The following is a 21,870-nucleotide window of genomic DNA, read 5'->3' on the forward strand; positions in this document are numbered from 1 at the left end:
CCGTTGGCTAGGGTGCTGGGGTGCGCGTGATCCTTCCCCCATCGGAGACCAAATCGGACGGCGGCACCGGTGGCCCGTTGCACCTGGAGTCCCTCTCGTTCCCGGCCGCCACGGCCGTGCGCCGCAGCCTCGTCGAATCCCTCGTGGCGCTGTCGTCCGATCTCGACGCCAGCCGGGCCGCGTTGGGGCTCGGTGCGATGGCGATCGCCGAGGTCGACCGCAATGCCGAACTCTGGCAATCCCCGACCCGACCGGCGGTCCAGCGCTACACCGGTGTGCTGTACGACGCGCTGGACTACCCGGGGATGACGCGTGCGACGCGGGCCAAGGCGCTCGACCGGCTGCTGATCGGCTCGGCGTTGTTCGGCGTGCTCGGCGCGGGCGACGAGATCCCGGCCTACCGGCTCTCCGCCGGCTCGAAGCTGCCCGGCAGGCCCACCCTGACGGCGACGTGGAAGCCCGTGCTGCACGACGTGTTCGCCGAACTCGACGACTTCGTCGTCGATCTGCGCTCGGGCGCCTACCAGAATCTCGGGAAGGTCCGCGGAGCGGTGACCGTGACGGTCATGACCGAGAAGCCTGACGGCTCGCGCTCGGTCGTCAGCCATTTCAACAAACACCACAAGGGGCTGGTCGCGCACGAGCTGGTGCGCACGAGGCGCAAGGTCGCCGACGTCAACGCGGTCGCCGGAGTCCTCGCCGACGCCGGCCAGCGCGTGGAGATCGCCGATTCGACCACGGTCGTCGTGCTCACCGATTGACGACGCCCAGGCTCCGGGTGCGCGCCGTCACACCGCGTGTCGCCGATGCGGACCGAACCACCCTGGGACGTTAGACTTCTCGCCGGGCAGCTGCCCCGCATGCGACTGACGAAGGATCGGAGAGCAACAAACAATGCTCCACGCCCTCGCCTACGCGTTCGTCGATGCGGTGAACGTCCTGCTCATCGGGGTGCTCGTCGCCCTCGCCATGATGTCGGCCACCGGCCGGTACGCTCGCGTGGCCAGCCTGCTGATATTCGGCGACTGGCTAGGGGTGCTGCTGCTCGCGCTGGTCGTGCTGCTGGCCTTCGACGGCCTCGGCGAGTTCGTCAAGCACGTCGTCGAATCCGCCGTTTTCGGCATCCTCCTGATTCTCACGGGCGTGGTAACCGCGATCCTCACGATCCGCGGCGGCGACTCGTCGGCCTTGATGAACCGGATCCTGGAACCGCTCCGCTCCCCTTCACCGCTGACTGTGGTCGTCGGCCTGATCCTGGGTGTGATCCAGTCGGCGACCTCCGTGCCGTTCTTCGCCGGCCTCGCCGTGCTCTCGGCCAGCGACATCCCAGCCGCGCAGCGCTACTCGGGGCTGTTCCTCTACGCGACCGTCGCTCTCAGCCTGCCCATCATCACCGCGCTGCTACTCGGGCTGGTACGACGCGCCCCGGACTCTTTCGTCAGCCGCGGCTTCGCCAAAGCACGCGCCAACAAGGAGGCGGTCGTCCGGGCCGCCGGTTACCTGGTCGCCGTCCTCTTGGTGGCCATCGGCGTCCTTCGCCTGCTCTGAGAACGACGGCAGTCCTGCCTGCCGGTTCTCAAGCCGTCCCGGCGTCGGCGTCGGTGAAGCCCGCGACGGCGCCGATCACTACGATCGCCGGGGGCGCAAGCCCTTCCTCGGTGGCCACTCGAGCCGCACTCGCGAGGTCGGCGCGCAGCATCCGCTGGGTCGACATCGACGCGTTTTCGATCATCGCGACCGGGGTGTCCGGGTCTCGCCCGCCGTCGAGCAGCGCCTTGGTGAAGGCGTCGATCCGCTCGACCGCCATCATCAGCACGATGGTCCCGCGCAGCCGTGCGAGCGCAGACCAGTCGGTCAGCGAATCCGGGTGGTCCGGCCGGACATGGCCGGAAACGATCACCACCTCGTGCGTCACGCCTCGGTGCGTCACCGGGATTCCCGCCAGGGCCGGGGCCGAGATCGCGCTGGTCACACCGGGAACCACCGTCACCGGAATTCCCGCCTCGACGCATGCCTGGAGTTCTTCGAAGCCCCGGCCGTAGACGTACGGGTCGCCGCCCTTCAGGCGGACGACGAACTTGCCCGCCTTCGCGCGGTCGACGAGGACGGCGTTGATCGCCTCCTGTCGCATCGCCCGGCCGTAGGGCACCTTCGCGGCGTCGACGATCTCGACGTCGGGTCCCAACTCGGCCAGCAGTTCCGGCGGAGCCAGTCGATCCGCGACGACGACGTCGGCACGGGCAAGCAGGGCACGGCCCCGAACGGTGATGAGGTCGGCCGCGCCCGGTCCACCGCCGACGAGGGCGACACCCGGTGCGTGCGGCTCTGTGGGAAGCGGCGCCGGCCCGCCGGCGTTGCCGATGACCGCCATCAGCTGATCGCGGATGCGGGCAGATCGGCGGTGGTCGCCCGAGGCGAGCACACCGACGGTCAGTTCACCGGCCCGACCGCTCGCGGGCGTCACCGCCGTGCCCAGGCGCGCGTCGTCGGCGCGCACGCAGAACACGCGTCGCCGCTGTGCCTCGTCCACGACCGCGGCGTTGACCGCAGGATCGTCGGTACACGCCATCGCGTACCACGCGCCGTCGAGGTCGCCGTCGGCGTAGGGCCGCCGCACGATCTCGACCTGGGGATTCGATTCGACGGCCGGCGTCGGGTCGATCGCGATCACGACGACCTGTGCCCCGGCCGCGAGCAGGTTGGGCAGGCGGCGCTGGGCCACCGAACCGCCGCCGACGACGACCACCCTGCGTCCCGCCAGACTCAGTCCGGCGAGGTAGTGCCCGGGGCCCGGTCGATCGTCAGTTGCCATAGCCGACAAGCGTACCGGCGCCCTCGGCGAGCGCTGGTGGCGGGAAGACGTCTCAGGTAGGCAACTCGCCCGCGGTGCGGATCCGTTCCCAGATATCGCTGACCGGCACGCCCATTCGGTGCGCGTGCGCACGAATGAGTTCGGCCAGCAGCACCGAACTGGCGTAGGCGGCGTCGGGCGAGTGACTGCGCACGTCGTTCCACCACGTCGGGTTGTCGCAGGCGACAGCCTCGGCCATGGTGATGGCGGCGTCGAAGCCGGGAATCATCGGGGTCACGATCTCGCTCACCGTCGCCGTCACCTGCCCGCCTCCGCTCGTTTCGCACGATCCCGATCGGCCTTGGCCTGCATGCGCTGCAGCGCCCGTTCGCGCGCCTCCTCGAACTTGTCGACCTTCACGTCGAGTTCGGCCAGGAACGTCGCCAGCTCGTCGCGGTAGTACTGCCCGACGGGGCCGAAGTCGTCGCGCTCGAAGATCCGCCACTTGCGCAACACCGGTTTGAGCACTTCGGTGCGGTGCTGCGGCAGGTCGTAGATACCGTCCTTGGCGATCAGTACGGCGTTGCGCCGGAAGTTCGGCATGGTCGCTCCCGGCATCGCGAAGTTCGACACGATGGAGTGGATCGCGGCCATGGCCAGGTCGGGGACGACGTCGAGGGCCGCGGACACGATGTTGCGGTAGAACATCATGTGCAGATTCTCGTCGGCGGCGACGCGCTGCAGCATCCGGTCGGCGATCGGGTCGCCGCAGGCCTTGCCGGTGTTGCGGTGGCTGACGCGCGTGGCGAGTTCCTGGAAGCTGACGTAGGTCACCGACAGCAGCATCTCGAAAGCGGTGTTCTGGTGGAACGAGGGTTCCAGCTTGTGCACCTCGCGGGCGTGGTCGAGGGGGTCGTAGCCGTGCGTCATGTGGACCATGCGCGTGTTCTCCAGTTCCACCGGGTCGACGCCGCGGGTGACCACGAGGTAGTCGCGCATCACAATTGAATGCCGCGCCTCTTCGGCGGTCCACCGGCCCACCCAGAATCCCCACGCGTCGTCGAGGGAGAAGTTCTCGGCGATCACCCGGTGATAGGACGGCAAGTTGTCCTCGGTGAGCAGGTTGGTGATCATCGCCGCCTTGGCCGTCTCCGACAGCTCCGATTGCGACGGGTCCCAGTCCTCCCCGCCCAGGAAGGCGAAGTTGCGGCCGGCGTCCCACGGCACGTAGTCGTGCGGCATCCAGTCGACGGCCGCCTTCATGTGGCGGTCCACTTCGCGCGCGGCGATGGGCTCCAGCTCCCGCAGCAGGTCGCCGCCCCGCATCTTCTCGGTCAGTGAGGTCACATCTGTAGCGGTCATAGCAACGAGACTGCCGCCGGGCCGAGGCGGTCGCATGAGCCGAAAGTCCTCTCGGCACCGCGACATGCGTCCCGTTGAGTGCGGGACTTTACGTGCCCGAGTACCTTTCTAGACATGTCCTCTTCACCGGTGCGCGTCTTCATCGTCGATGACCATGAGCTGGTCCGACGCGGTCTCCGCGACCTGCTGGGGACCGCCGAGGACCTCACGGTGATCGGCGAGGCGGCGTCGGTCGCCGAGGCCGTGGTCGGCATCGTCGCCGACCCGCCCGATGTGGCGATCCTCGATGTGCGGCTTCCGGACGGCAGTGGGGTCGAGCTGTGCCGCGAGGTGCGCTCCCGCTGCCCCGACACGCACTGCCTGATGCTCACGAGCTACGCCGACGACGATGCCTTGCTCGCCGCCGTCATGGCCGGCGCCTCCGGGTTCGTTCTCAAACAGATCCTCGGCCAGAACCTGGTGTCAGCGGTCCGCACCGTCGCGGCGGGCGGCAATCTGCTCGACCAGCGCAGCACTGCCGCTCTGATGGAACGGCTCCGCGGCCGGACCGCCGCCAGCGACAACCCCTTCGCGAAGCTGACCGAGCGGGAGCGCGAAATCGTCGACCTCATCGGCGAGGGCCTCACCAACCGGCTTATCGCCAAGCGCATGCATCTCGCGGAGAAGACGATCAAGAACAACGTCACGCGGATCCTCGCGAAACTCGATCTGCAGAGCCGCACCCAGGTCGCCGTGCTGGCGACGAAGACCTCCCAGCGGGGCTCGTAACCCTCGCTCAGCCCTGAACGTCAGGCCCCTTTCGCTCGACGAGCGGCACTTGCCAGAGCAACCGCGTTCCGCGGCCGGATAGGCCGGGCCCGACGGCGAACTCGCCCTCCCACTCCGCGGCGCGCATTCGCAGATTCTCCAGGCCGCTGCGACGCGTGCCCGGGTTGATTCCGCGACCGTCGTCGGTGATCTCGACGATCAGCTCGCCGGCGCGCGGCTCGGCGACGACGCGCAGCTCGATACGGTCGGCGCCGGAGTGGCGCAGGGCGTTGCTCAGTCCCTCGCGGACTACCGCGTCGACATGGCTGGCGAGTTCGGGGATCACCACGGTGTCGACGGGCCCGTCGAAGCGCACCATCGGCGTGACCTCCGCGTGGCCCGATACCTGCCCGACGACGGCGAGAACCCGCCGGCGCAGCGTCGGCGTGCGCGTGGGATCCGCCGTTTGCAGATCGAAGATCGAGGTGCGGATCTGCGCGATCGTGCCGTCGAGGTCGCTGAGAACCTGGGTCAACCGTTCTTGCTGCTTCTCGTCGGAGATCGGCGCGGCATCGTCGCCGTGCCCGGCGACCGCCAAGGCCTGCAACGTCAATCCCATCGCGAACAGGCGCTGGATGACGTGGTCGTGCAGGTCACGGGCGATGCGATGCCGGTCCTCGAGCATCTCGAGCCGTCGGCCCATCTCGCGGCGCTCGGCGTACGCGATGGCCAACGACGCGATCTCGGCGACGCCCGCCAAGCCGGAGCGCTCCTCGGCCTCCCAGTCCGGCCGCGAGTCCTGATGGATGACGATCGCCCCGTACACCCAGGGACCGCGCACCAGCGGCACGATGGTGAGCCATCCACCGTCGCGATCGCCCCACCCCGCGACTTCGGAATCGGGCAGAACCCGCATCTCGGCGGTCTCGGTAATCGCCTCGCCGAAGCGGACGGCATCGACCGCGCCGGGCCAGCCGGAGTTCGCGCGCAACGTGGCCGCCGAATCCTCGGTCTGGTAGACGTACACCGCCCGCGCGCCGGTGATCTCGGCGACGTCGGCGCTGATGTTGTTGAGGTTGGCCACCAGGCTGACCCCGGCGAGGGGTTCGGCGCCTCGCCGCGCGATCAATTCCATCCAGGTGTGCCTGGTGCGCGCGCGCTCGAATCCTCTGGCGTTGTCGATGGCGATTCCGGCGGCAACCGCCAGCACGCCGATCAGCGACTCGTCGACCGCCGAGAAGGTCGGGGCCGTCCGCTTCTCGGTGAGATAGATGCTGCCGAACACCTCGCCGCGGATCAGGATGGGCGCACCGAGGAAGCTGCGCATCGGTGGATGGTTCGGCGGAAAGCCGACCGACGCCGGGTGCTGTGAGAGGTCGTTGATGCGCAGAACGTGCGGGTCGTTGATGAGCACGCCGAGGACCCCTCGCCCTCGCGGCAGCGACCCCATGGTCGCGCGGACCTCGGGCGTGATACCGGTGTAGACGAACTCGCGCAGACCACCGTCGGAGGCGCGCACGCCCAGCGCGACGTACTTCGCGTCGAGGACTCGCGCGGCGACGTCGACGATCCGTTGCAGCGCCGCATCCAGGTCGAGCCCCTGGCTGACCACCAGGACTGATTCGAGCAGGTCGCGCGCCTTGTCCGGGCGCAGGCTGTGCCTGGCCAGCGTGTCGAGGGTCGCGTGCAGGTTCCCCAGCGCCGTCGGTGCCGCGGGTATTTCCATCAGTCCTCGCTCGATAGGGAAACGGGCATGCCCCGTGCGTTCTCCCCGTGACCCGCGGCGGCCGCGACGAATCGTCTCATCGCGGCCGGCACCGACGCCGGGTGGACATGCAGGAACGACGCGTGCACGCCACCGTGGACATGACCGTCGACGACCACGGCCTCGGCCCGCCACCCCCAGGCGGGCTGCGGCCCCGGATCGACGGTCGCCCGATGGAACTCGTGGCCGGTCACGCGGTCGCCGGAGCGGTACAGCACCGAGTCGCGCAGGGCGACCGCATCGCGATAGCCCAGGGTGAGGCGCGGACGGAACTCGGCGGTGGCCCGCAGCACGGCGGTCAATTCCGGTCCCGGCCGGCCGCCGCGGATCACGCCCCCGGTCAGATACAGGTAGCCGGCACACTCGGCGTGTACCGGGCGGCCCGCGGCGACGTGAGCCCGAACCGCTTCGCGCAGTGGACGATTCGCACTCAGCTCGTCGGCATGCTCCTCAGGGAATCCGCCGCCGAGGACAACCGCGGCGGTATCGGCGGGAAGCGACTGGGCCAGGGGGTCGAATTCGACGACCCGCGCCCCCGCGGCCGTCAGGAGTTCGGCGTGCTCGGGGTAGCCGAAGGTGAAGGCGCGGCCGGCGGCCACCGCGACGACGGGCTCACCGGCCACCGGCTCGCCCACAGCCTCCGCCGGCGACCACGGCCGCGGCACCGACACCGGCCGGGCGAGCGCGGTCACCGCATCGAGGTCCACCGTGGCGGCGGCCAGCGCCGTCATCGCTGCCACCGCGTCGCGCGCCTCGGGCGTGCGTTCGGCGGCCGGGATCAGGCCCAGATGCCGCGACGGAACCGAGAGGGCGTCGTCGCGGCGCAACACGCCGACGACGGGGAGCCCGACCGATTCGGCCGCGGCGCGCACCACCTCCTCGTGCCGCTCGGATCCGACACGGTTGAGGATCACCCCGGCCAGGCGCACACCGGTGTCGAAGCTAGCGAAGCCGTGCAGCAGCGCCGCGAGCGACTGCGAGTGCCCGGCCACGTCGACGACCAGGATCACCGGGGCGCCCAGCAGTTTGGCCACGTGTGCCGTCGACCCGTATCCACCGGCTGGCGATTCGGCGGTGATGCGGCCGTCGAACAGGCCCATCACCCCTTCCACGACCGCGATGTCGGCACCGGCGGCACCGGCCGCGAATAGCGGTGCGACCAGCTCGTCGCCGACGAGATTCGGATCGAGATTCCGCCCCGGCCGACCCGCTGCGAGCGCGTGATAGCCGGGATCGATGTAGTCGGGCCCGACTTTGAACGGGGCGACGACCCTCCCGGCAGCGCGGAGCGCCCCCACCAGCCCCGTCGTGACCGTGGTCTTGCCGCTCCCCGACGACGGCGCGGCGATCACGACCGTCGGGATGCCGGTCATCGGCCACCCGTCGCAGCGCCTACCATTCGATGCCCTTCTGTCCCTTGCGCCCGGCGTCCATCGGGTGCCGCACCTTCACCATCTCGGTGACGAGGTCGGCGGCCTCGATCAGCTGTGCCGGCGCCCGCCTGCCGGTGATGATGACGTGCTGCCTGCCCGGCCGGCCGCGCAGCGTCTCGACCACTTCGTCGACGTCCACCCATCCCCAGTCGAGCGGGTAGGTGAACTCGTCGAGCACGTAGAAATCGTGCTCCTGCTCGGCGAGGCGGCGAGCGATCTCGCGCCAGCCGGCACGCGCGGCCTCGGCGTGGTCGTCGCCGTCAGAATCGTTGGCGCGCAACCAGGACCATCCGCTGCCCATCTTGAACCAGGACACGGGTCCGCCGGCGCCGGTCGTCACGTGGACCTCGCCGAGCGCCCGCAGGGCCGTCTCTTCGCCGACGCGCCATTTCGCACTCTTCACGAACTGGAACACCGCGACGTCCATCCCCGCGTTCCAGGCGCGCATCGCCATCCCGAAGGCCGCGGTGGACTTCCCCTTGCCGTCACCGGTATGCACCCCGAGGACCGGCGCGTTGCGGCGCTGGCGGGTGGTCAACCCGTCGTCGGGAACGGTGAGCGGAACTCCTTTGGGCATGAGTCTGACGCTACGCCACGCGCGGCGCGCCCGACGGCGCTGCCGAAGCAACCGCCCCGGTGATCCCGGCGGCGGAGAGTTCGGCCATCGGGACGTGCCGCCCGCCGAGTCGGGCGGCCAGTTCCGCCGCCAAGCCGAGCCGGATCATGCCCTGTTCGCAGTCGATGACGACGGCGTCGACGCCGTCGCGCCGCACGGCCCGCGCCGCGGCATTCGCCCGTGCCACCGCGTCCCGCCCCGCGGTCGCACGGCCGTCGGTGAGCACGGCCAGCAACGGGCGGCGGCGCGGCTCGCGCACGCCGGCGCGTTCGATCAGGGCGCGCGCCTCCAGCAGTCCCTCGGCGAGCGGCGTGCGCCCGCCGACGCGCAGATCGGCCAGCCGTGCGACCGCCAGATCGACCGAGCGGGTCGGCGGGACGACGACTCGGGCCGACGACCCGCGGGCCACGACCACCGCCACGCGGTCGCGACGAGTGTAGGAGTCCCGCAGCAACGCGACGCACGCCTCGGTCAGCGCGCGCAACCGTTGCCGTGCCGTCATCGAACCGGAAAGGTCGAGGACGAAGACGACCATGTTGCCCTCGGTGCCTTCGCGCTGGGCTCCGCGTAGATCCTCCACGCGCACTGGGCTGCGGCCGGTCGCCCTCCAGGCAGCCGCCGAGTCGGGGTCGGCGGCCAGGCGGCCGGCCGCGGCGAGCGTCGTGCCGAACAGGTGGACCGGAACACCCGCACCGAAGTCGACGGCGCGGGTGGTGTGACCGCGGGTGGTGCGGGCACGCGATCGCCGGCCGGGATCGCCGTCGCCGATCCCGCTGACGCTGATCGCGCGCAAGCGCGCCACCCGGGTGGTCCCACTCGTGGCGCTTCCGAACCGGCGCGCGTCGACGCCCGCTTGAACGTCGTCGGGTTGGTCCGTCGCCCGAGTGTCGTCGGTCGGCGTCTGTCCGGCGCCGCCGTCGCCGTCCACTGGGCCGTCGAAGGAGTCGCCGCCCGCACCGCTCGTCGGGGCGCCGCCTCCCGGACCGCCGTCCGGATCGGGCTCGGGATCGGGGTCGGTTTCACCGGCCGCCTCGTCGCCGGCGGCCATCGCCTCGGAGATCTCGTCCTCCCCGAGGCCTCCGGTGTCGAAGGGGTCGCGCCGACGCCGGTGCGGTAGCGCCAGCTCGACCGCCACCGCGACATCACGTTCGTCGACTTCGGCCGCTCCGCGCCACGCGGCGTGGGCGGCGGCGGTTCGGGCGACGACGATGTCCCCGCGCAGCCCGTCGACCTGCAGATGAGCGCAGATGCCCGCGATCCGGCGCAGTTGGGCCGACGGCAACGCGATCTGCGACACCTGCTCGCGGGCCGCGGCGATCCGCAGCGCCAGCGCCGCCTCCTCGTCTGCGTGGCGAGCCGCGAAGGCCTCGGGGTCGGCGTCGAAGGCCATACGCCGTTCCACGACTGCCACGCGGTCTTCGACGTCGGCCGGTGCGGTCACGTCGACCGCGAGCCCGAAGCGATCGAGCAGTTGCGGCCGGAGTTCGCCTTCTTCGGGGTTCATCGTCCCGACGAGCACGAAGCTCGCGTCCTGCGTATGGGAGACGCCGTCTCGCTCAACGGTCACCCGACCGGACGCCGCGGCGTCCAGCAGCACGTCGACCAGATGGTCGGCGAGCAGGTTCACCTCGTCGATGTAGAGCACTCCCCCGTCGGCCTGCGCGAGCAGCCCGGGGGTGAACACGGCCTCGCCGTCGCGCAGCACCCGCGTCAGATCCAGCGATCCGACGACCCGGTCCTCGGTGGCGCCGATGGGCAGCTCGACGACGCGCGGCGGTTCTCCGGTGGCCGCGACCGGCAGCAACGGGCCCAACCCGCGCACGACCGTCGTCTTCGCGGTGCCCTTCTCGCCCCGGACCAGCACACCGCCGATCCCCGGTGCGATCGCCGACAGAATCAGCGCCAGTTTCAGCCGCTCCTGGCCGACGACGGCACTGAACGGGTATCGGATGGTCGAATCGGGGGCCACGGGTCAGACCGCCTAGGCGCTCGCCGGCGTCCTCGTCAGCTCCAGGCTCTTCGAGGTCCAGTCCCACACCTGCTGGAACAGCGCGGGGTTGTCGGAGAGCGATTTGCCGAAGGAGGGGATCATCTCGCCCAGCTTGGGCGCCCACGTCGTGTCGTAGCGGTCCCCGAAGCACTTGCTCAGCACGTCGAGCATCGCCGGCACCGCGGTCGACGCGCCGGGCGATGCGCCGAGCAGACCCGCGATCGTGCCGTCGCCGGCTGCGACGACGGCCGTGCCGAACTCGAGCGCACCCGAGATCCCCTTGCCGCGGATGACCTGGACGCGCTGGCCGGCGGTGATGGTCTCCCAGTCGGGGCCGAGTGCCTCGGGCACGAAGTCGCGCAGCGTGTTGATCCGGTCGGCCGGGCTGGCAGCCAACTCGCTGATCAGATACTTGAGCAGGCCGAATTCCTTGGGCGCGATCGACATCATCGGCAACAGGTTGCCCGGACGGACCGAGAACGGCAGGTCGGTGATGCGGCCGTTCTTGAGGAACTTCGGCGACCAGCCGGCGTAGGGCCCGAACAGCAGGCCGGGCTCGTGGTTGATGACGCGGGTGTCGAGGTGCGGAACCGACATGGGCGGCGCACCGACGGCCGCCTGGCCGTACACCTTCGCGCGGTGTTCGTCGATGAGTTCCGGGTTGGTGCAGCGCAAGAACTCGCCGCTCACCGGGAAGCCGCCGAAGCCCTTGGCCTCCTTGATCCCCGAGCGCTGCAGCAGGTGCAGGGCACCGCCGCCCGCGCCGACGAACACGAACTGCGCGTGGACCTTCCGCTTCTCGCCCGTGCGCTTGTTGTGGACCTTCACGATCCAGCTGCCGTCGCGCTGCTTGGACAGGTTGGTCACCTCGTGACCGAAGAAGATGTCGGCGCCCTCGCCGACGAAGTTCACCAGCTGCTGGGTGAGGGCTCCGAAGTCGACGTCCGTACCGTGCTCGAACCAGTTCAGCGCGACCGGGTCGCTGAAGTCGCGTCCGGCCGCCATCAGCGGCAGCCGCTCGGAGAACTCCCCGGGATCGGTGATGAACTCCATGCCTTCGAACAGGGTCTCCCGCGAGAGGAGGTCGTACCGGGTGCGCAGGTAGTCCACGCCGGCGTCGCCGTGGGTGAAGCTCACGTGCGGGATCGGGTTGATGAACTCGCTCGGGTCGCGCAGCACTCCGTTGTCGACCGCATACGCCCAGAACTGGCGCGACACCTGGAACTGCTCGTTGATCGAGATGGCCTTCTCGATGTTCACGTCGCCGTCGGCGGTGCGCGGCGTGTAGTTGAGCTCGCACAGCGCCGAGTGACCGGTGCCCGCGTTATTCCACGGGTCCGAACTCTCCGCCGCGGCGGCGTCCAGCGCCTCGAACAAGGTGATCGACCACGTGGGCTCCAACTGGCGCAGCAAGGCGCCGAGGGTGGCGCTCATGATGCCAGCCCCCACCAACACGACGTCCGTCTTGACCACCGATGCAGACACGAAAACTCCCATTCCTTGCGGTTACCCACACATTGTTCCCCATCGCGCAAGCGCACCCGCGACCGGCCGACCCGATTGTGCTTAGACGGACAATCGGCGCCCGTCCCGGCTACGATCGGCAACCGTGACCGATACCAAGGACTGGCAGCCCGATTCCGAGTTGACCGGCTACTCCCAACGCGTCTTCGAGTTGGGGGCCGACCCGGACGGCGAGTCGCCGATCGCCGCAACGCTCGTGCGCGCCGCGAAGCGCCCGCGCTCGACCAAGGGCGCGGTCCTCTACGTCCACGGATTCACCGACTACTTCTTCCAGAAACCCCTCGCGGAGTTCTTCGCCGCGCAGGGCTATCACTTCTATGCACTGGATCTCCGCAAGTGCGGCCGGTCGCGACGCACCGGGCAGACCGCCCACTACGTCTCCGACCTCGCGCTCTACGACGTCGAACTCGGACTCGCCGTCGACGTGATCGCCGAGGAGGTCGGGATCGGTCCCGGTGCGGACGACCCGAAGATCATCGTGGCGGCCCACTCCACCGGCGGACTCATCACACCGCTGTGGGTCGACCGCCTGCGCCGGCTCGACCCCACGCGTCACAGCCTCATCGGCGGCCTGGTCCTCAACAGTCCGTGGCTCGACCTGCAGGGTCGCGCCGCGATGCGCTCGCCGGCGGTCACCGCGGTGATCCGCGGCGTCGGCATCACGCGCGGCTTCACCGTGCTGCCGCAGGATCTCTCGCCCGCCTACGGCGACAGCATCCACGACAGCCGGCACGGCGAATGGAAATACAACCTCGACTTCAAACCGCTCGGCGGATTTCCGGTGACCTTCGGCTGGATCCGCGCCATCCGCAACGGCCACGCGCTCGTGCAGGCCGGTCTCGACGTCGCGGTTCCGGCTCTGGTCCTCCGGTCGGACAAGTCCTACTTCGCCAAGCAGTACTCGTCGAAAACCGACCGCGCCGACGCGGTACTCGACGTCACGCACATCGCGCGGTGGGCGGGCTGCCTCGGTGGGCGCCTCACGTCGGTGCCGATCCCCGACGCCCGGCACGACGTCTTCCTCTCGCTGCCTGCGGTGCGCGAGCAGGCGTACGCCGAGGTCGAGGCGTGGCTGGCGAACGGTCTCCAACCGCCGAAGGCGAAACCGGCGGCCAAGAAGGCCGCCGCGGCCACACCGCCGAAGAAGACCGTCGCTCCGCGCTGAGGTCTCGCGCGTCGCCGTTACGCGTTCGCCCGCGCGATGATCGCCGCGGCCAATTCCTGCGGCGCGTTCTCGGGCACCCAGTGGTCGACGCCGGTCAATTCGACGAACCGGTAGTCGGCGTCGACGAAATCCCCGCTGCCCTCGGCCTGCTCGCGCCCCAGCGCCGAATCGGCGTCGCTCCACACCATCGTCGTCGGGATGGTCACCCGCCCGCACGCCGTCTTCGTCGCGATGTCGCCGCTGAACGTCGCGCGGTACCAGTTGAGCGCCGCGGTCAGCGCTCCGGGCTCCTGCATCTTCACCACCGCATCGCGCGGACAGGTCCGGCGCAGCAGCACCGCGTTGCGCGCCAACAGCTTTTCCTCGGCCTCGTCGGAGGTGAAGGTCTTGATGTATGCCGAGCGTTCGCGCTGGTCGCTGCCGGACACCAGCGCCGCCGAGACCGCGGACGGATGCCCGGTGCTCACCGCGACATAGCCGGTGAACCGCTCCGGATGCCTGGCGGCGAGATGCCAGCCGACGATCCCACCCCAGTCGTGGCCGACGAGCAGGCAGCGCTCGACACCCAGGTGATCCAGCACCCCGATCGCGTCGCCGACGAGGTGGTCGAGGCCGTAGTCGTCGACGTCGGCCGGACGTGCACCGGGGCTGTAGCCGCGTTGATCGAAGGTGATGGTTCTCAGTCCGGCATCGTGCAGCGGCTCCAGCACCCCGTCGAAACAGGCGCTGTCATGCGGAAAGCCGTGTAGCAGCAGGACCGGTGCGCCGTCCTCGGGACCTCCGACGGCCACATCGAAAGCAAGGTCGCCGAGGTGGATCTGGCTCTTCGTCGTCGTCATGTCCCCACCGTATCCCCCTCCGCCGAGTGGGCACCTCACCCTCGCCGAGTGGGCACCTCACCCTCGCCGAGTGGGCACCTCATCCTCGCCGACTGGGCACCTCAACTTCACCCAGTGGGCACCTCAGCCCAGTTTGTGCCGAATCACCGGCGGCTCGCCGCTCGGCCCCTCGACGATGGTGTGCAGCGCATCGCGGTCGAGGTGCGCGGCAAGGAGATCGGCCACCACGTCGAACTGCTGTGCCCGCACGGCGGCGAACGATGCGCTGCCCGGCCGGAACCGTGTCCCGCGCGCCGCGGCGACCCGCGTCAGCAGTGCGCGGCGCACCTCGTCGTTCTCCAGGAGCCCGTGCCAATGAGTGCCCCACAGGGCACCCCGCTCCACGCCTTCGCCCGCGCCGTCGCCGACGGTCAGCCACGTGGGCTCGGTTGCGCCTTCGACGACGCCGTGATGGATCTCGTAGCCGTGCGCATCGTGGCCCCACACGGTGCCAGCCGCGCGTCGCACCGTCTTATCCGGCGCGAACCGGACCGTCTGGCCGACGATGCCGAGGCCCGCGACCGTTCCCCGGCACGACTCGACATCGTCGACGATCCGGCTGCTGAGCATCTGGAAGCCACCGCAGACCGCGAACACCGGAGCGCCGGCGGCCACCCGCTCGATCAGCGCTTCGCCGATACCGTTCGACCGCAACCACTGCAGATCGTCGACGGTCGCCCGCGTACCCGGCACGACGACCAGATCGGCAGCGCGCACACTGGCCGCGTCGGCCACCCAGGTCGCCTCGACCCCGGGTTCTGCCGCCAGTGCCTCGACGTCGGTGGTGTTGGAGACGCGGGGCAGTCGGATGGCGGCGACCCGCAGCGGCTCCTCGGCACGTTCCCGACCCGGCGGTGGACCGAGCCGTGCACCGACCGGCGCGGACAGCGAGTCCTCCGCGTCGAGCCACAGGCGCGGCTCGAACGGGACCACCCCCAGCGTCGGACGACCGGTCAGTGCGGTGAGGCTCTCCAGTCCCGGCGCCAGCAGTGCGGGGTCGCCGCGGAACTTGTTGACGACGAATCCGCGCACGAGTCGCTGGTCGTCGGGGGGCAGAATCGCCGTCGTGCCGAACAGGTGCGCCAGCGATCCACCGCGATCGATGTCGCTGACGAGCACCACCGGCAGACGCGCGGCCGATGCCAAGCCGAGATTGGCGATGTCGGAATCGCGGAGGTTGATCTCGGCGACGGACCCCGCCCCTTCGACGATGACGACGTCGAAGTCCACGCGCAGCGCGGCCAGATCGTCGAGCACGGCGCCACGCAACCGCGAGCGCCAGGACGCGTAGTCGGCCGCCCCGACCTCGCCGACGTCCCGTCCCCGGAGCACCACGTGGGAGCGACGGTCCGACCCCGGCTTCAGCAGTACCGGGTTGAACCGCACCGACGGTTCCAGGCCCGCGGCCGCGGCCTGTGCGGCCTGCGCGCGACCGATCTCGCCGCCGTCGAGGGTCGCGACCGAGTTGTTCGACATGTTCTGCGCTTTGAACGGCGCGACCCTGACGCCCTCCCTGGCCAGCAATCGGCACAGACCGGCCACGACCATGGACTTGCCGGCGTCGCTCGTCGTACCGCCGATCAGGACCGCGCCGCGCATCGCGGATTCAGGCGATGCCGCTGCTGACCGACCCGCTCGCCCCGCTCTCAGCGTCGGCGTCGGGCAGGGTCAAGATCTCGGCACCGTCGTCGGTCACGACGAGCGTGTGCTCGAACTGGGCGGTCCACTTGCGGTCCTTGGTCACCACGGTCCAGCCGTCGTCCCAGATCTCGTAGGCGAGACCGCCCAGATTGATCATCGGTTCGATGGTGAAGACCATGCCCGGCTCGATGATCGTCTCGACGTTGGGCTGGTCGTAATGCAGCACGACGAGGCCGTTGTGGAAGGTTTCCCCGATGCCGTGGCCGGTGAAGTCGCGCACGACGTTGTAGCCGAACCGACTCGCGTAGGCCTCGATGACCCGGCCGACCACGTTGAGTTCCCGACCCGGTTTGACCGCCTTGACCGCTCGTTCGGTGGCGATCCGCGTCCGCTCGACCAGATCGGCGGCCTCTTGCGCAACGTCGCCGGCGAGGAAAGTCGCGTTGGTGTCGCCGTGCGCGCCGTCGAAGTAGGCGGTCACGTCGATGTTGACGATGTCACCGTCGGCGACGACCGTCGAGTCCGGGATGCCGTGGCAGATCACCTCGTTGAGCGACGTACAGCAGGACTTGGGAAAGCCCTTGTAACCCAGCGTCGACGGATAAGCGTCGTGGGCGACGAGATAGTCGTGCACGATGCCGTCGAGTTCGTCGGTGGTGACACCCGGTTCGACGGCCGCACCCGCGGCGGCGAGCGCATTCGCCGCGATCTTGCCGGCGACACGCACCTTTTCGATGGTCTCCGGCGTCTGCACCCACGGCTCGGCGCCCTCTTTCGCGGTCTTCTTGCCGACGTACTCCGGCCGCACGATGTGCTCGGGCACGGCGCGCTTGGGCGACACGACTCCGGGGGCTAGCGGGGCGCGAACAGACATGACGTCCACTGTAGCGCCGCGCCTCTCGGCCGTAGCCATCGAACGACCGTCAGCGACGGCCGCCCAAACCGTAGCCGGCCGGCAGCGACGAGAAGAAGTCCCGGGTGACGCCGACCGCGTGGGTCGAATCGCCACCGCCGACGATCAGCGTCGCGAATGCCAGGTCGCCGCGGTATCCGGCGAACCACGCGTGCGACCCGCCGGCGTACTCGGCCTCACCGGTCTTCGCGAAGATCGGCCCCATGCCATTGACCACAGTGCCCGTGCCCTGCGTGACGACCGCCCGCATCATCGGGCGCACTTCCTGGTAGATCTTCGGATCGACCTCCGGCCGGGGTCCCGACACCGTCGTCTCACGTCCGACGATGAACTTGGGCACCGGCGACGAGCCATGCGCCACGGTCGCGGCGACGAGAGCCAGGCCGAACGGCGAGACCAGCACCTTGCCCTGCCCGAATCCGTCTTCGCTGCGGGCCACGAGTTCGGGCGCGATCGGAACCGAACCCGACGCGGTCGTCAGGCCGGGGATGTCGTAGGTGGCGCCGAGACCCATCGCGGCTGCCTGGTTGGCGAGGTCCGACGGTCCCATCCGGCTGGCCAGATGCGCGAAAGTCGTGTTGCAGGACTGCGCGAAAGCGCCGAGTAGCGGAATGTCGCCCAGCGCGAACCGGTCGTAGTTCGGGATCACGCGGGAGCCGATCTGAATCTCTCCCGGGCAGGGGACGATCGAATCCGGGTGGGCCAGATTCGCGCGGATCGCCGCGGAGGCAGTCACGATCTTGAACGTCGATCCCGGCGGGAACAGTCCGTTGGTGGCGATCAGGCCGTCGGCATCGGCGCGCTTGTTCTGGGCGATCGCCAGGATGTTGCCTGTCGACGGCTGGATGACGACCATGGCGATCTTGAAGCGATCCGACGCGTTCACCGCGCGCTGCGCAGCGGATTGCGCCGCCCGCGACAGGGTGAGCGTGACCGCCGGCGACGGCGTCGGCGAGTGGTCGGTCAGCACACCGGCCGTCAGACCGTTCGGGTTGACGATATCGACGCGCCACCCCGGCGCCCCGACCGTCTCGTCGCCGACGACCTTGCGCACCTGGGTGAGCAGCGCGGGTGCGAAGTTCGGCTCGGTGGGAAGCAACTCGGCCTGGTCGGTCGCGACCACGCCGGGAATGGCCAGCTGGTCGCGCAGTTGGTCGAAGTCGCGGTGGCTCAACCTGATCAGCGAATACGGCTTGCCGGTGGCGGTCGACGTCTCGACGATCTGCTGGGCGTTGAGTTTCGGGTCGAAACGGCGCAGCGCGCCGACGGCCGCCGCGGCGGACTCGGCGGGCTCGGCACCCGCTCGCTGCGCGGTCTTCGCGTCGAAGCTGAGCCCGACAACCGTCCCGTTCGCCATCACGCGCGAGCCGTCGGCCTCGTTCACCTCGGCGCGCGGCGCCTCGATGACGCGAAACTTCAACCGTTGGTCGGCGCCGAGTTCGGGATGCAGATTCGTCGGCATCCACCGCACCGACCAGCCGGTGTCGCTACGGCTCGCGGCCACTTGGGCGGTGTAGGTCCATTCGCGGTTGCCCGGCAGCTTCCACGTGTAGGTCACGTCGGCCAGGGCGTTGTCGACCGACAAGCGCACGCGCCCGGTCGAGTAGTCGAGCCTCTCCGCGGTCAGGCCGCCCCACAAGCCCGCGATCGCGCCCGCGGCCGTCACCGGGTCGTTGGTCTGCGCGGCCGCGCCCTTGGCGTCGCGGTCGGCGATCGACGCCATGAAGCGCTCTACCACGCGCCGCGGGTTCTCGTCGACGGAGCCGCAGGCGCTCAGCGAGACGCCCACGACGGCGGCCGTCGCGATCGCGGCGGCCCGTACCACTGTTCGAGAAGTCTTCATCACCGCCGATGTTAGGCGCGTGAACCGCGAGTTCACGGTTGCCACGCGGGGAACCCCTCGTCGCACCCGATTAGGCGGGCGGAGCCACCCGGCAACCGGCAAGCAGGGTCGCCGCCATCATTTCCCGCCACTGGGCGTCGAGGGCATCGGTTCCGCGCAGCACGACGGCGAGCAGGGTCGCCCCGAACGCCGTTTCGACGATGGCCGACGGGTCGAAAGTCAGGTCGACCCCGTCGCGCCGTGCCGCATCGGTGAACCTCTCCTCCAAGTCGTTCCAGACGACCTCGCGCAGCCGCGCGGTCAGCTCGCGCTGCAGTTCGTCGTCGGCCACCAGGTCGCTGAGCAGCCCGGTGATCGCCCGCCGCATCGCGCGGTCGGAGAAGAGTGCGATGCAGTTGTCGACCACGGTCGCGACCTCGTCGGCGAGCCCGGAATCAGGGGCGCGCGGCGGTACCGCGAGATCGTCGGGGAACACCGCGTGGTGGACGACGTGCGCCTTACTCGGCCAGCGACGCCGCAGTGCCGGCACCGAGGTCCGCGCGCGCGCCGCGACGGCCGTCAATGTCAGATCCGCGTAGCCGACCTCGGCGAGCAGAGCGCGGGTGGCCTCGAGCACCGCGCCGTCGATGCGGGCATCGCGGGGCCGGCCCGCGACTGCGAAGTCCCCAGTGGTCACGCCGCCTCCTCTTCGCCGGTTCTTCGAATCTTTCCAGATCCCGGTTGACAGAACCACGCTGACATATTACGTTCCGTTGCATTACGTAATGTAACTCAGCTCACGTTGGAGGACTCAATGTCGGACACGCCACAGCAGGTGCCCGTGACCACGGCCGACCTGCTGCACGCCCGTCGGGACGACCCGGGCATCGCTCTCGTCAACGCCGACGGATCATGGACCTGGCAGCAGTTCGTCCAAGAATGCGCCATCCGCGCCGCGGCCCTGACCGGCCTGCGCGGCGACGGCCCCTGGCACGTCGGGGTGCTGATGGACAACGATCCCGAGTACCTGTTCCTGATCGGCGGCGCGGCACTCTGCGGTGCGACCGTCGTCGGCATCAATCCGACACGGCGCGGGGCAGAACTCCTCGACGACGTGGTGCGCACCGATTGCCAGATCGTCCTGGTCGGCGACGCCTACCGCGAGCTGGCGAACAACCATGGTCGACATCAACCAGGAGTCGCTGTGCGACTTCATCAAGGCCCGCCTGGCGACGACGACGAATGAGCGTCACCGCACGATGCTCGAGCGCATGCTGGAGCATGCCCACTTCGAGCATCAGGGGCATCTCAAAGGACTGATGGGCACCCTGGGCCCGGCCACCGACTACCACTTCTGGGAACTTGCCGGCGATGTCGGGCCCAAAGGTCTCGACGGTGTCCGCACCTACTACTCGCATCTGGTCGAATCGAACGCGCACATCCTGGAGTTCGACTGCCAGCGCATGGTCGTCGACGACGACTGCATCGTGATCGAGGGCATCCTGACGATGATCCAGCCCGGCGCGTTTCTCGCCGAGAACCCGATGGCCGCCGCCTTCGCCGACATCGCGAAGACCTATCTGGTCTCCATGCGCAACATCATCTTCTGGCCCTTCGACGAGAACCTGTACATCATCGGCGAGGACTCCTACACCGGCGGCCCGATCGAGATGCGCGAGCTGGCCGACGACGAACTGCCGCAAGCGTTCCGGGACGCGGTCGCCGCGTCGTCGTAGGCGTCGCCCACTACCAGCGGGCATAAACGCTGCGTGAACGCGGCCCCAACCTCGTGAGCAGCTGGTGCTCGAACACCGGACTCAGACTCCACGGCCACTCCCGAAACTGGAACGTCGCGTGCGAGAGGTACACCGTGCGCACGGATTCCCAGTCGCCGAGCGGACCCGAGTGCCCGCAGCTCGTGCACTCGACATCCGGCTCGGCCTGGGTCTCCTGCCACGCGTCTACGTGCTCGCGTTGAACTCTGAAGGCGGTGCCACACCGAGGACACGGCGGGGACTCCCAGTTGCCACCCGGGTCCGCCGAGGTCCAACCCGCCCTCGGGTAGACGAGGCCGTAGATCCCACTCGGCACCGGGCCAGGGGTAAAGCCCTCGTCGAGAATGCTCAGCGCGCCCTCATTGGCGACGAGGCAACCCAACTCCTCGTCGCGGTGGAACGTCCCACTGCTCACGAGCCAGTCGGCGATATCTGTGACGAGGGCCGGCGCTTCGTCGGCGCTGCAATCAAGGCTCAGGTACGTGTAGACGTTCTCGCTCACGGGGTTCACGCTATCGTCGGCAACTCCTCCCGCACCGATTCGCGTTTCCCGACGGGATCGCGTCGGGAAATGCGAAACCGTGCGGGAGGAACGACGATCAGTCGATCAGGACCGTGGCGAACGTGCCTACCTGCTCGAAGCCGACGGCCTCGTACGCCCGTCGAGCACCCACGTTGAAGTCGTTCACATACAGGCTCGGGATCCGGCCGTGGGACCGAATGGCCGACGCGACGGCGGCGGTGCCCGCCTTACCCATACCGTTGGCGCGGCAATCGGGCGCCACCCACACGCCCTGAATCTGGCCGGCGGCATGCGATAGCGCGCCGATCTCCGCTTTGAAGACGACGCGCCCGCCGTCGAAACGCGCGAAGACTCGCTGCGCATCGATCAACCCGAGGAGCCGTTTGCGATACGCACGACCGCCGTCGAGTCCGCACGGATCGACGCCGATCTCGCTGGTGAACATGTCGACCGCGGCCGGAAAGTAAACGTCGAGGTCGTCGCGGGTGACCAGTCGCACCTCGGGGTCGACGGGCGCGAGCGGCTCGCCTTTCAGCGCCATCAACTGCTGCACCGGCCGCACCTCGCGGGCCGGTCCCCATGCGTCGGTCATCCGTTCCCATAGTCCCAGCGCCAGCGGCGCGGGTCCGACGATCGACGAGCATTCCCTCGGCCTCGTCAAGGCGGTCTCGGCGAAATAGTCCAGGTCCGCCTCGTCGCCGACGAGCGGGATCAGATTCGCGCCGGAGAAACACAGCGAGAACTCGGGATCGTCGGCCGACCACAGTTGACCGCCCAGCCAGCGCGGCTCGATGCCGTAGGACTCCACCCGGGCCGCGACCATGCAGCAGGCGACCGGATCGGCCGCCAGGGCGCGCGCGACGGCCAGCGCATCGCTGGTCTGCAGCGGCTGTCGACTCCTGGTCAGCATGAGCCGGACTCCTCC

21 protein-coding genes are annotated in these 21,870 nt (G+C 69.5%); 6 read left to right on the top strand and 15 right to left on the bottom strand.

The genetic code is table 11. The features are described 5' to 3' along the window. Positions 1-20 precede the first annotated feature (20 nt). Both yaaA and GOARA_RS13655 read left to right on the top strand, forming a co-directional pair. Entirely contained in the window at positions 21-761 is a 741-nt protein-coding gene (gene yaaA / locus GOARA_RS13650) for a peroxide stress protein YaaA (protein WP_007322985.1), read from the top strand. Between the two features lie 133 nt (positions 762-894). Beyond that, on the top strand, positions 895-1,548 hold the full coding sequence (locus tag GOARA_RS13655; protein ID WP_007322986.1) for a GAP family protein: 654 nt from the start codon (positions 895-897) through the stop codon (positions 1,546-1,548). A 28-nt stretch (positions 1,549-1,576) separates the two neighbouring features. Here GOARA_RS13655 and cobA read toward each other — a convergent pair whose 3' ends face one another. From cobA to GOARA_RS13670, 3 genes are read right to left on the bottom strand one after another with little or no spacing between them, the layout of a single operon-like run. Continuing rightward, a complete protein-coding gene (gene cobA, locus GOARA_RS13660) occupies positions 1,577-2,812 on the bottom strand; it encodes a uroporphyrinogen-III C-methyltransferase (protein ID WP_007322987.1) in 1,236 nt (411 codons plus the stop codon). A 52-nt stretch (positions 2,813-2,864) separates the two neighbouring features. Beyond that, a complete protein-coding gene (locus GOARA_RS13665; protein WP_007322988.1) occupies positions 2,865-3,113 on the bottom strand; it encodes a hypothetical protein in 249 nt (82 codons plus the stop codon). Then, entirely contained in the window at positions 3,110-4,153 is a 1,044-nt protein-coding gene (locus tag GOARA_RS13670) for an acyl-ACP desaturase (protein WP_040523301.1), read from the bottom strand. Before GOARA_RS13670 ends, GOARA_RS13665 begins: the two co-directional genes overlap by 4 nt. Positions 4,154-4,267: 114 nt before the next feature. Between GOARA_RS13670 and GOARA_RS13675 the strand changes: the two genes are divergently transcribed. Then, positions 4,268-4,921: a response regulator gene (locus GOARA_RS13675; RefSeq protein WP_040523302.1), complete on the top strand. Its 654-nt coding sequence runs from the start codon at positions 4,268-4,270 to the stop codon at positions 4,919-4,921. A 7-nt stretch (positions 4,922-4,928) separates the two neighbouring features. Here GOARA_RS13675 and GOARA_RS13680 read toward each other — a convergent pair whose 3' ends face one another. The 5 genes from GOARA_RS13680 to mqo are packed head-to-tail and all read right to left on the bottom strand — an operon-like array spanning position 4,929 to position 12,201. After that, the gene (locus GOARA_RS13680) at positions 4,929-6,626 is read right to left on the bottom strand and encodes a sensor histidine kinase (protein WP_007322991.1); all 1,698 of its coding nucleotides are present in this window, start codon (positions 6,624-6,626) and stop codon (positions 4,929-4,931) included. Next, positions 6,626-8,038 (bottom strand): cobyrinic acid a,c-diamide synthase CobB, encoded by a 1,413-nt coding sequence (locus tag GOARA_RS13685; protein ID WP_007322992.1) that lies wholly within the window; start codon positions 8,036-8,038, stop codon positions 6,626-6,628. Before GOARA_RS13685 ends, GOARA_RS13680 begins: the two co-directional genes overlap by 1 nt. 19 nt (positions 8,039-8,057) lie before the next feature. Further along, on the bottom strand, positions 8,058-8,675 hold the full coding sequence (cobO, locus tag GOARA_RS13690; protein WP_007322993.1) for a cob(I)yrinic acid a,c-diamide adenosyltransferase: 618 nt from the start codon (positions 8,673-8,675) through the stop codon (positions 8,058-8,060). 10 nt (positions 8,676-8,685) lie between these two features. Further along, on the bottom strand, positions 8,686-10,683 hold the full coding sequence (locus GOARA_RS13695; protein WP_007322994.1) for a VWA domain-containing protein: 1,998 nt from the start codon (positions 10,681-10,683) through the stop codon (positions 8,686-8,688). A 12-nt stretch (positions 10,684-10,695) separates the two neighbouring features. Next, positions 10,696-12,201, bottom strand: a complete 1,506-nt coding sequence (gene mqo, locus GOARA_RS13700; RefSeq protein WP_040523303.1) for a malate dehydrogenase (quinone) — start codon at positions 12,199-12,201, stop codon at positions 10,696-10,698. A gap of 112 nt (positions 12,202-12,313) precedes the next feature. Here mqo and GOARA_RS13705 point away from each other — a divergent pair, with 112 nt between their 5' ends. Further along, positions 12,314-13,393 (top strand): alpha/beta hydrolase, encoded by a 1,080-nt coding sequence (locus GOARA_RS13705; RefSeq protein WP_007322996.1) that lies wholly within the window; start codon positions 12,314-12,316, stop codon positions 13,391-13,393. Between the two features lie 17 nt (positions 13,394-13,410). On the opposite strand, the gene GOARA_RS13710 is transcribed toward GOARA_RS13705, so the two are convergent. The 5 genes from GOARA_RS13710 to GOARA_RS13730 form a co-directional block, all read right to left on the bottom strand. Further along, a complete protein-coding gene (locus tag GOARA_RS13710) occupies positions 13,411-14,232 on the bottom strand; it encodes an alpha/beta fold hydrolase (protein WP_007322997.1) in 822 nt (273 codons plus the stop codon). Positions 14,233-14,355: 123 nt separating this feature from the next. Then, positions 14,356-15,870 carry a cobyric acid synthase gene (locus tag GOARA_RS13715; RefSeq protein WP_007322998.1) on the bottom strand — a complete coding sequence of 505 codons (1,515 nt, stop codon included), beginning with the start codon at positions 15,868-15,870 and terminating at the stop codon, positions 14,356-14,358. Positions 15,871-15,877: 7 nt separating this feature from the next. Next, a complete protein-coding gene (map, locus tag GOARA_RS13720) occupies positions 15,878-16,786 on the bottom strand; it encodes a type I methionyl aminopeptidase (RefSeq protein ID WP_007322999.1) in 909 nt (302 codons plus the stop codon). A 49-nt stretch (positions 16,787-16,835) separates the two neighbouring features. After that, a complete protein-coding gene (locus GOARA_RS13725) occupies positions 16,836-18,668 on the bottom strand; it encodes a penicillin-binding transpeptidase domain-containing protein (RefSeq protein ID WP_050947291.1) in 1,833 nt (610 codons plus the stop codon). A 70-nt stretch (positions 18,669-18,738) separates the two neighbouring features. Beyond that, complete coding sequence (locus GOARA_RS13730; RefSeq protein WP_007323001.1) at positions 18,739-19,344, bottom strand: TetR/AcrR family transcriptional regulator; 606 nt, start codon at positions 19,342-19,344, stop codon at positions 18,739-18,741. A gap of 117 nt (positions 19,345-19,461) precedes the next feature. Here GOARA_RS13730 and GOARA_RS13735 point away from each other — a divergent pair, with 117 nt between their 5' ends. Together GOARA_RS13735 and GOARA_RS13740 are read left to right on the top strand one after the other, a co-directional pair. Beyond that, positions 19,462-19,893 (top strand): AMP-binding protein, encoded by a 432-nt coding sequence (locus GOARA_RS13735; protein WP_007323002.1) that lies wholly within the window; start codon positions 19,462-19,464, stop codon positions 19,891-19,893. Next, positions 19,826-20,383, top strand: coding sequence for a hypothetical protein (locus GOARA_RS13740; protein WP_007323003.1), 558 nt, complete (start codon positions 19,826-19,828; stop codon positions 20,381-20,383). The genes GOARA_RS13735 and GOARA_RS13740 overlap by 68 nt, the downstream gene beginning before the upstream one ends. A 10-nt stretch (positions 20,384-20,393) precedes the next feature. Here GOARA_RS13740 and GOARA_RS13745 read toward each other — a convergent pair whose 3' ends face one another. Together GOARA_RS13745 and GOARA_RS13750 are read right to left on the bottom strand one after the other, a co-directional pair. Further along, on the bottom strand, positions 20,394-20,924 hold the full coding sequence (locus GOARA_RS13745) for a zinc ribbon domain-containing protein (RefSeq protein ID WP_040523305.1): 531 nt from the start codon (positions 20,922-20,924) through the stop codon (positions 20,394-20,396). A gap of 97 nt (positions 20,925-21,021) precedes the next feature. After that, positions 21,022-21,855, bottom strand: a complete 834-nt coding sequence (locus GOARA_RS13750) for a GNAT family N-acetyltransferase (protein WP_007323005.1) — start codon at positions 21,853-21,855, stop codon at positions 21,022-21,024. Positions 21,856-21,870 lie beyond the last annotated feature (15 nt).

Source organism: Gordonia araii NBRC 100433 (assembly GCF_000241265.1).
GTDB classification, from domain to species: domain Bacteria; phylum Actinomycetota; class Actinomycetes; order Mycobacteriales; family Mycobacteriaceae; genus Gordonia; species Gordonia araii.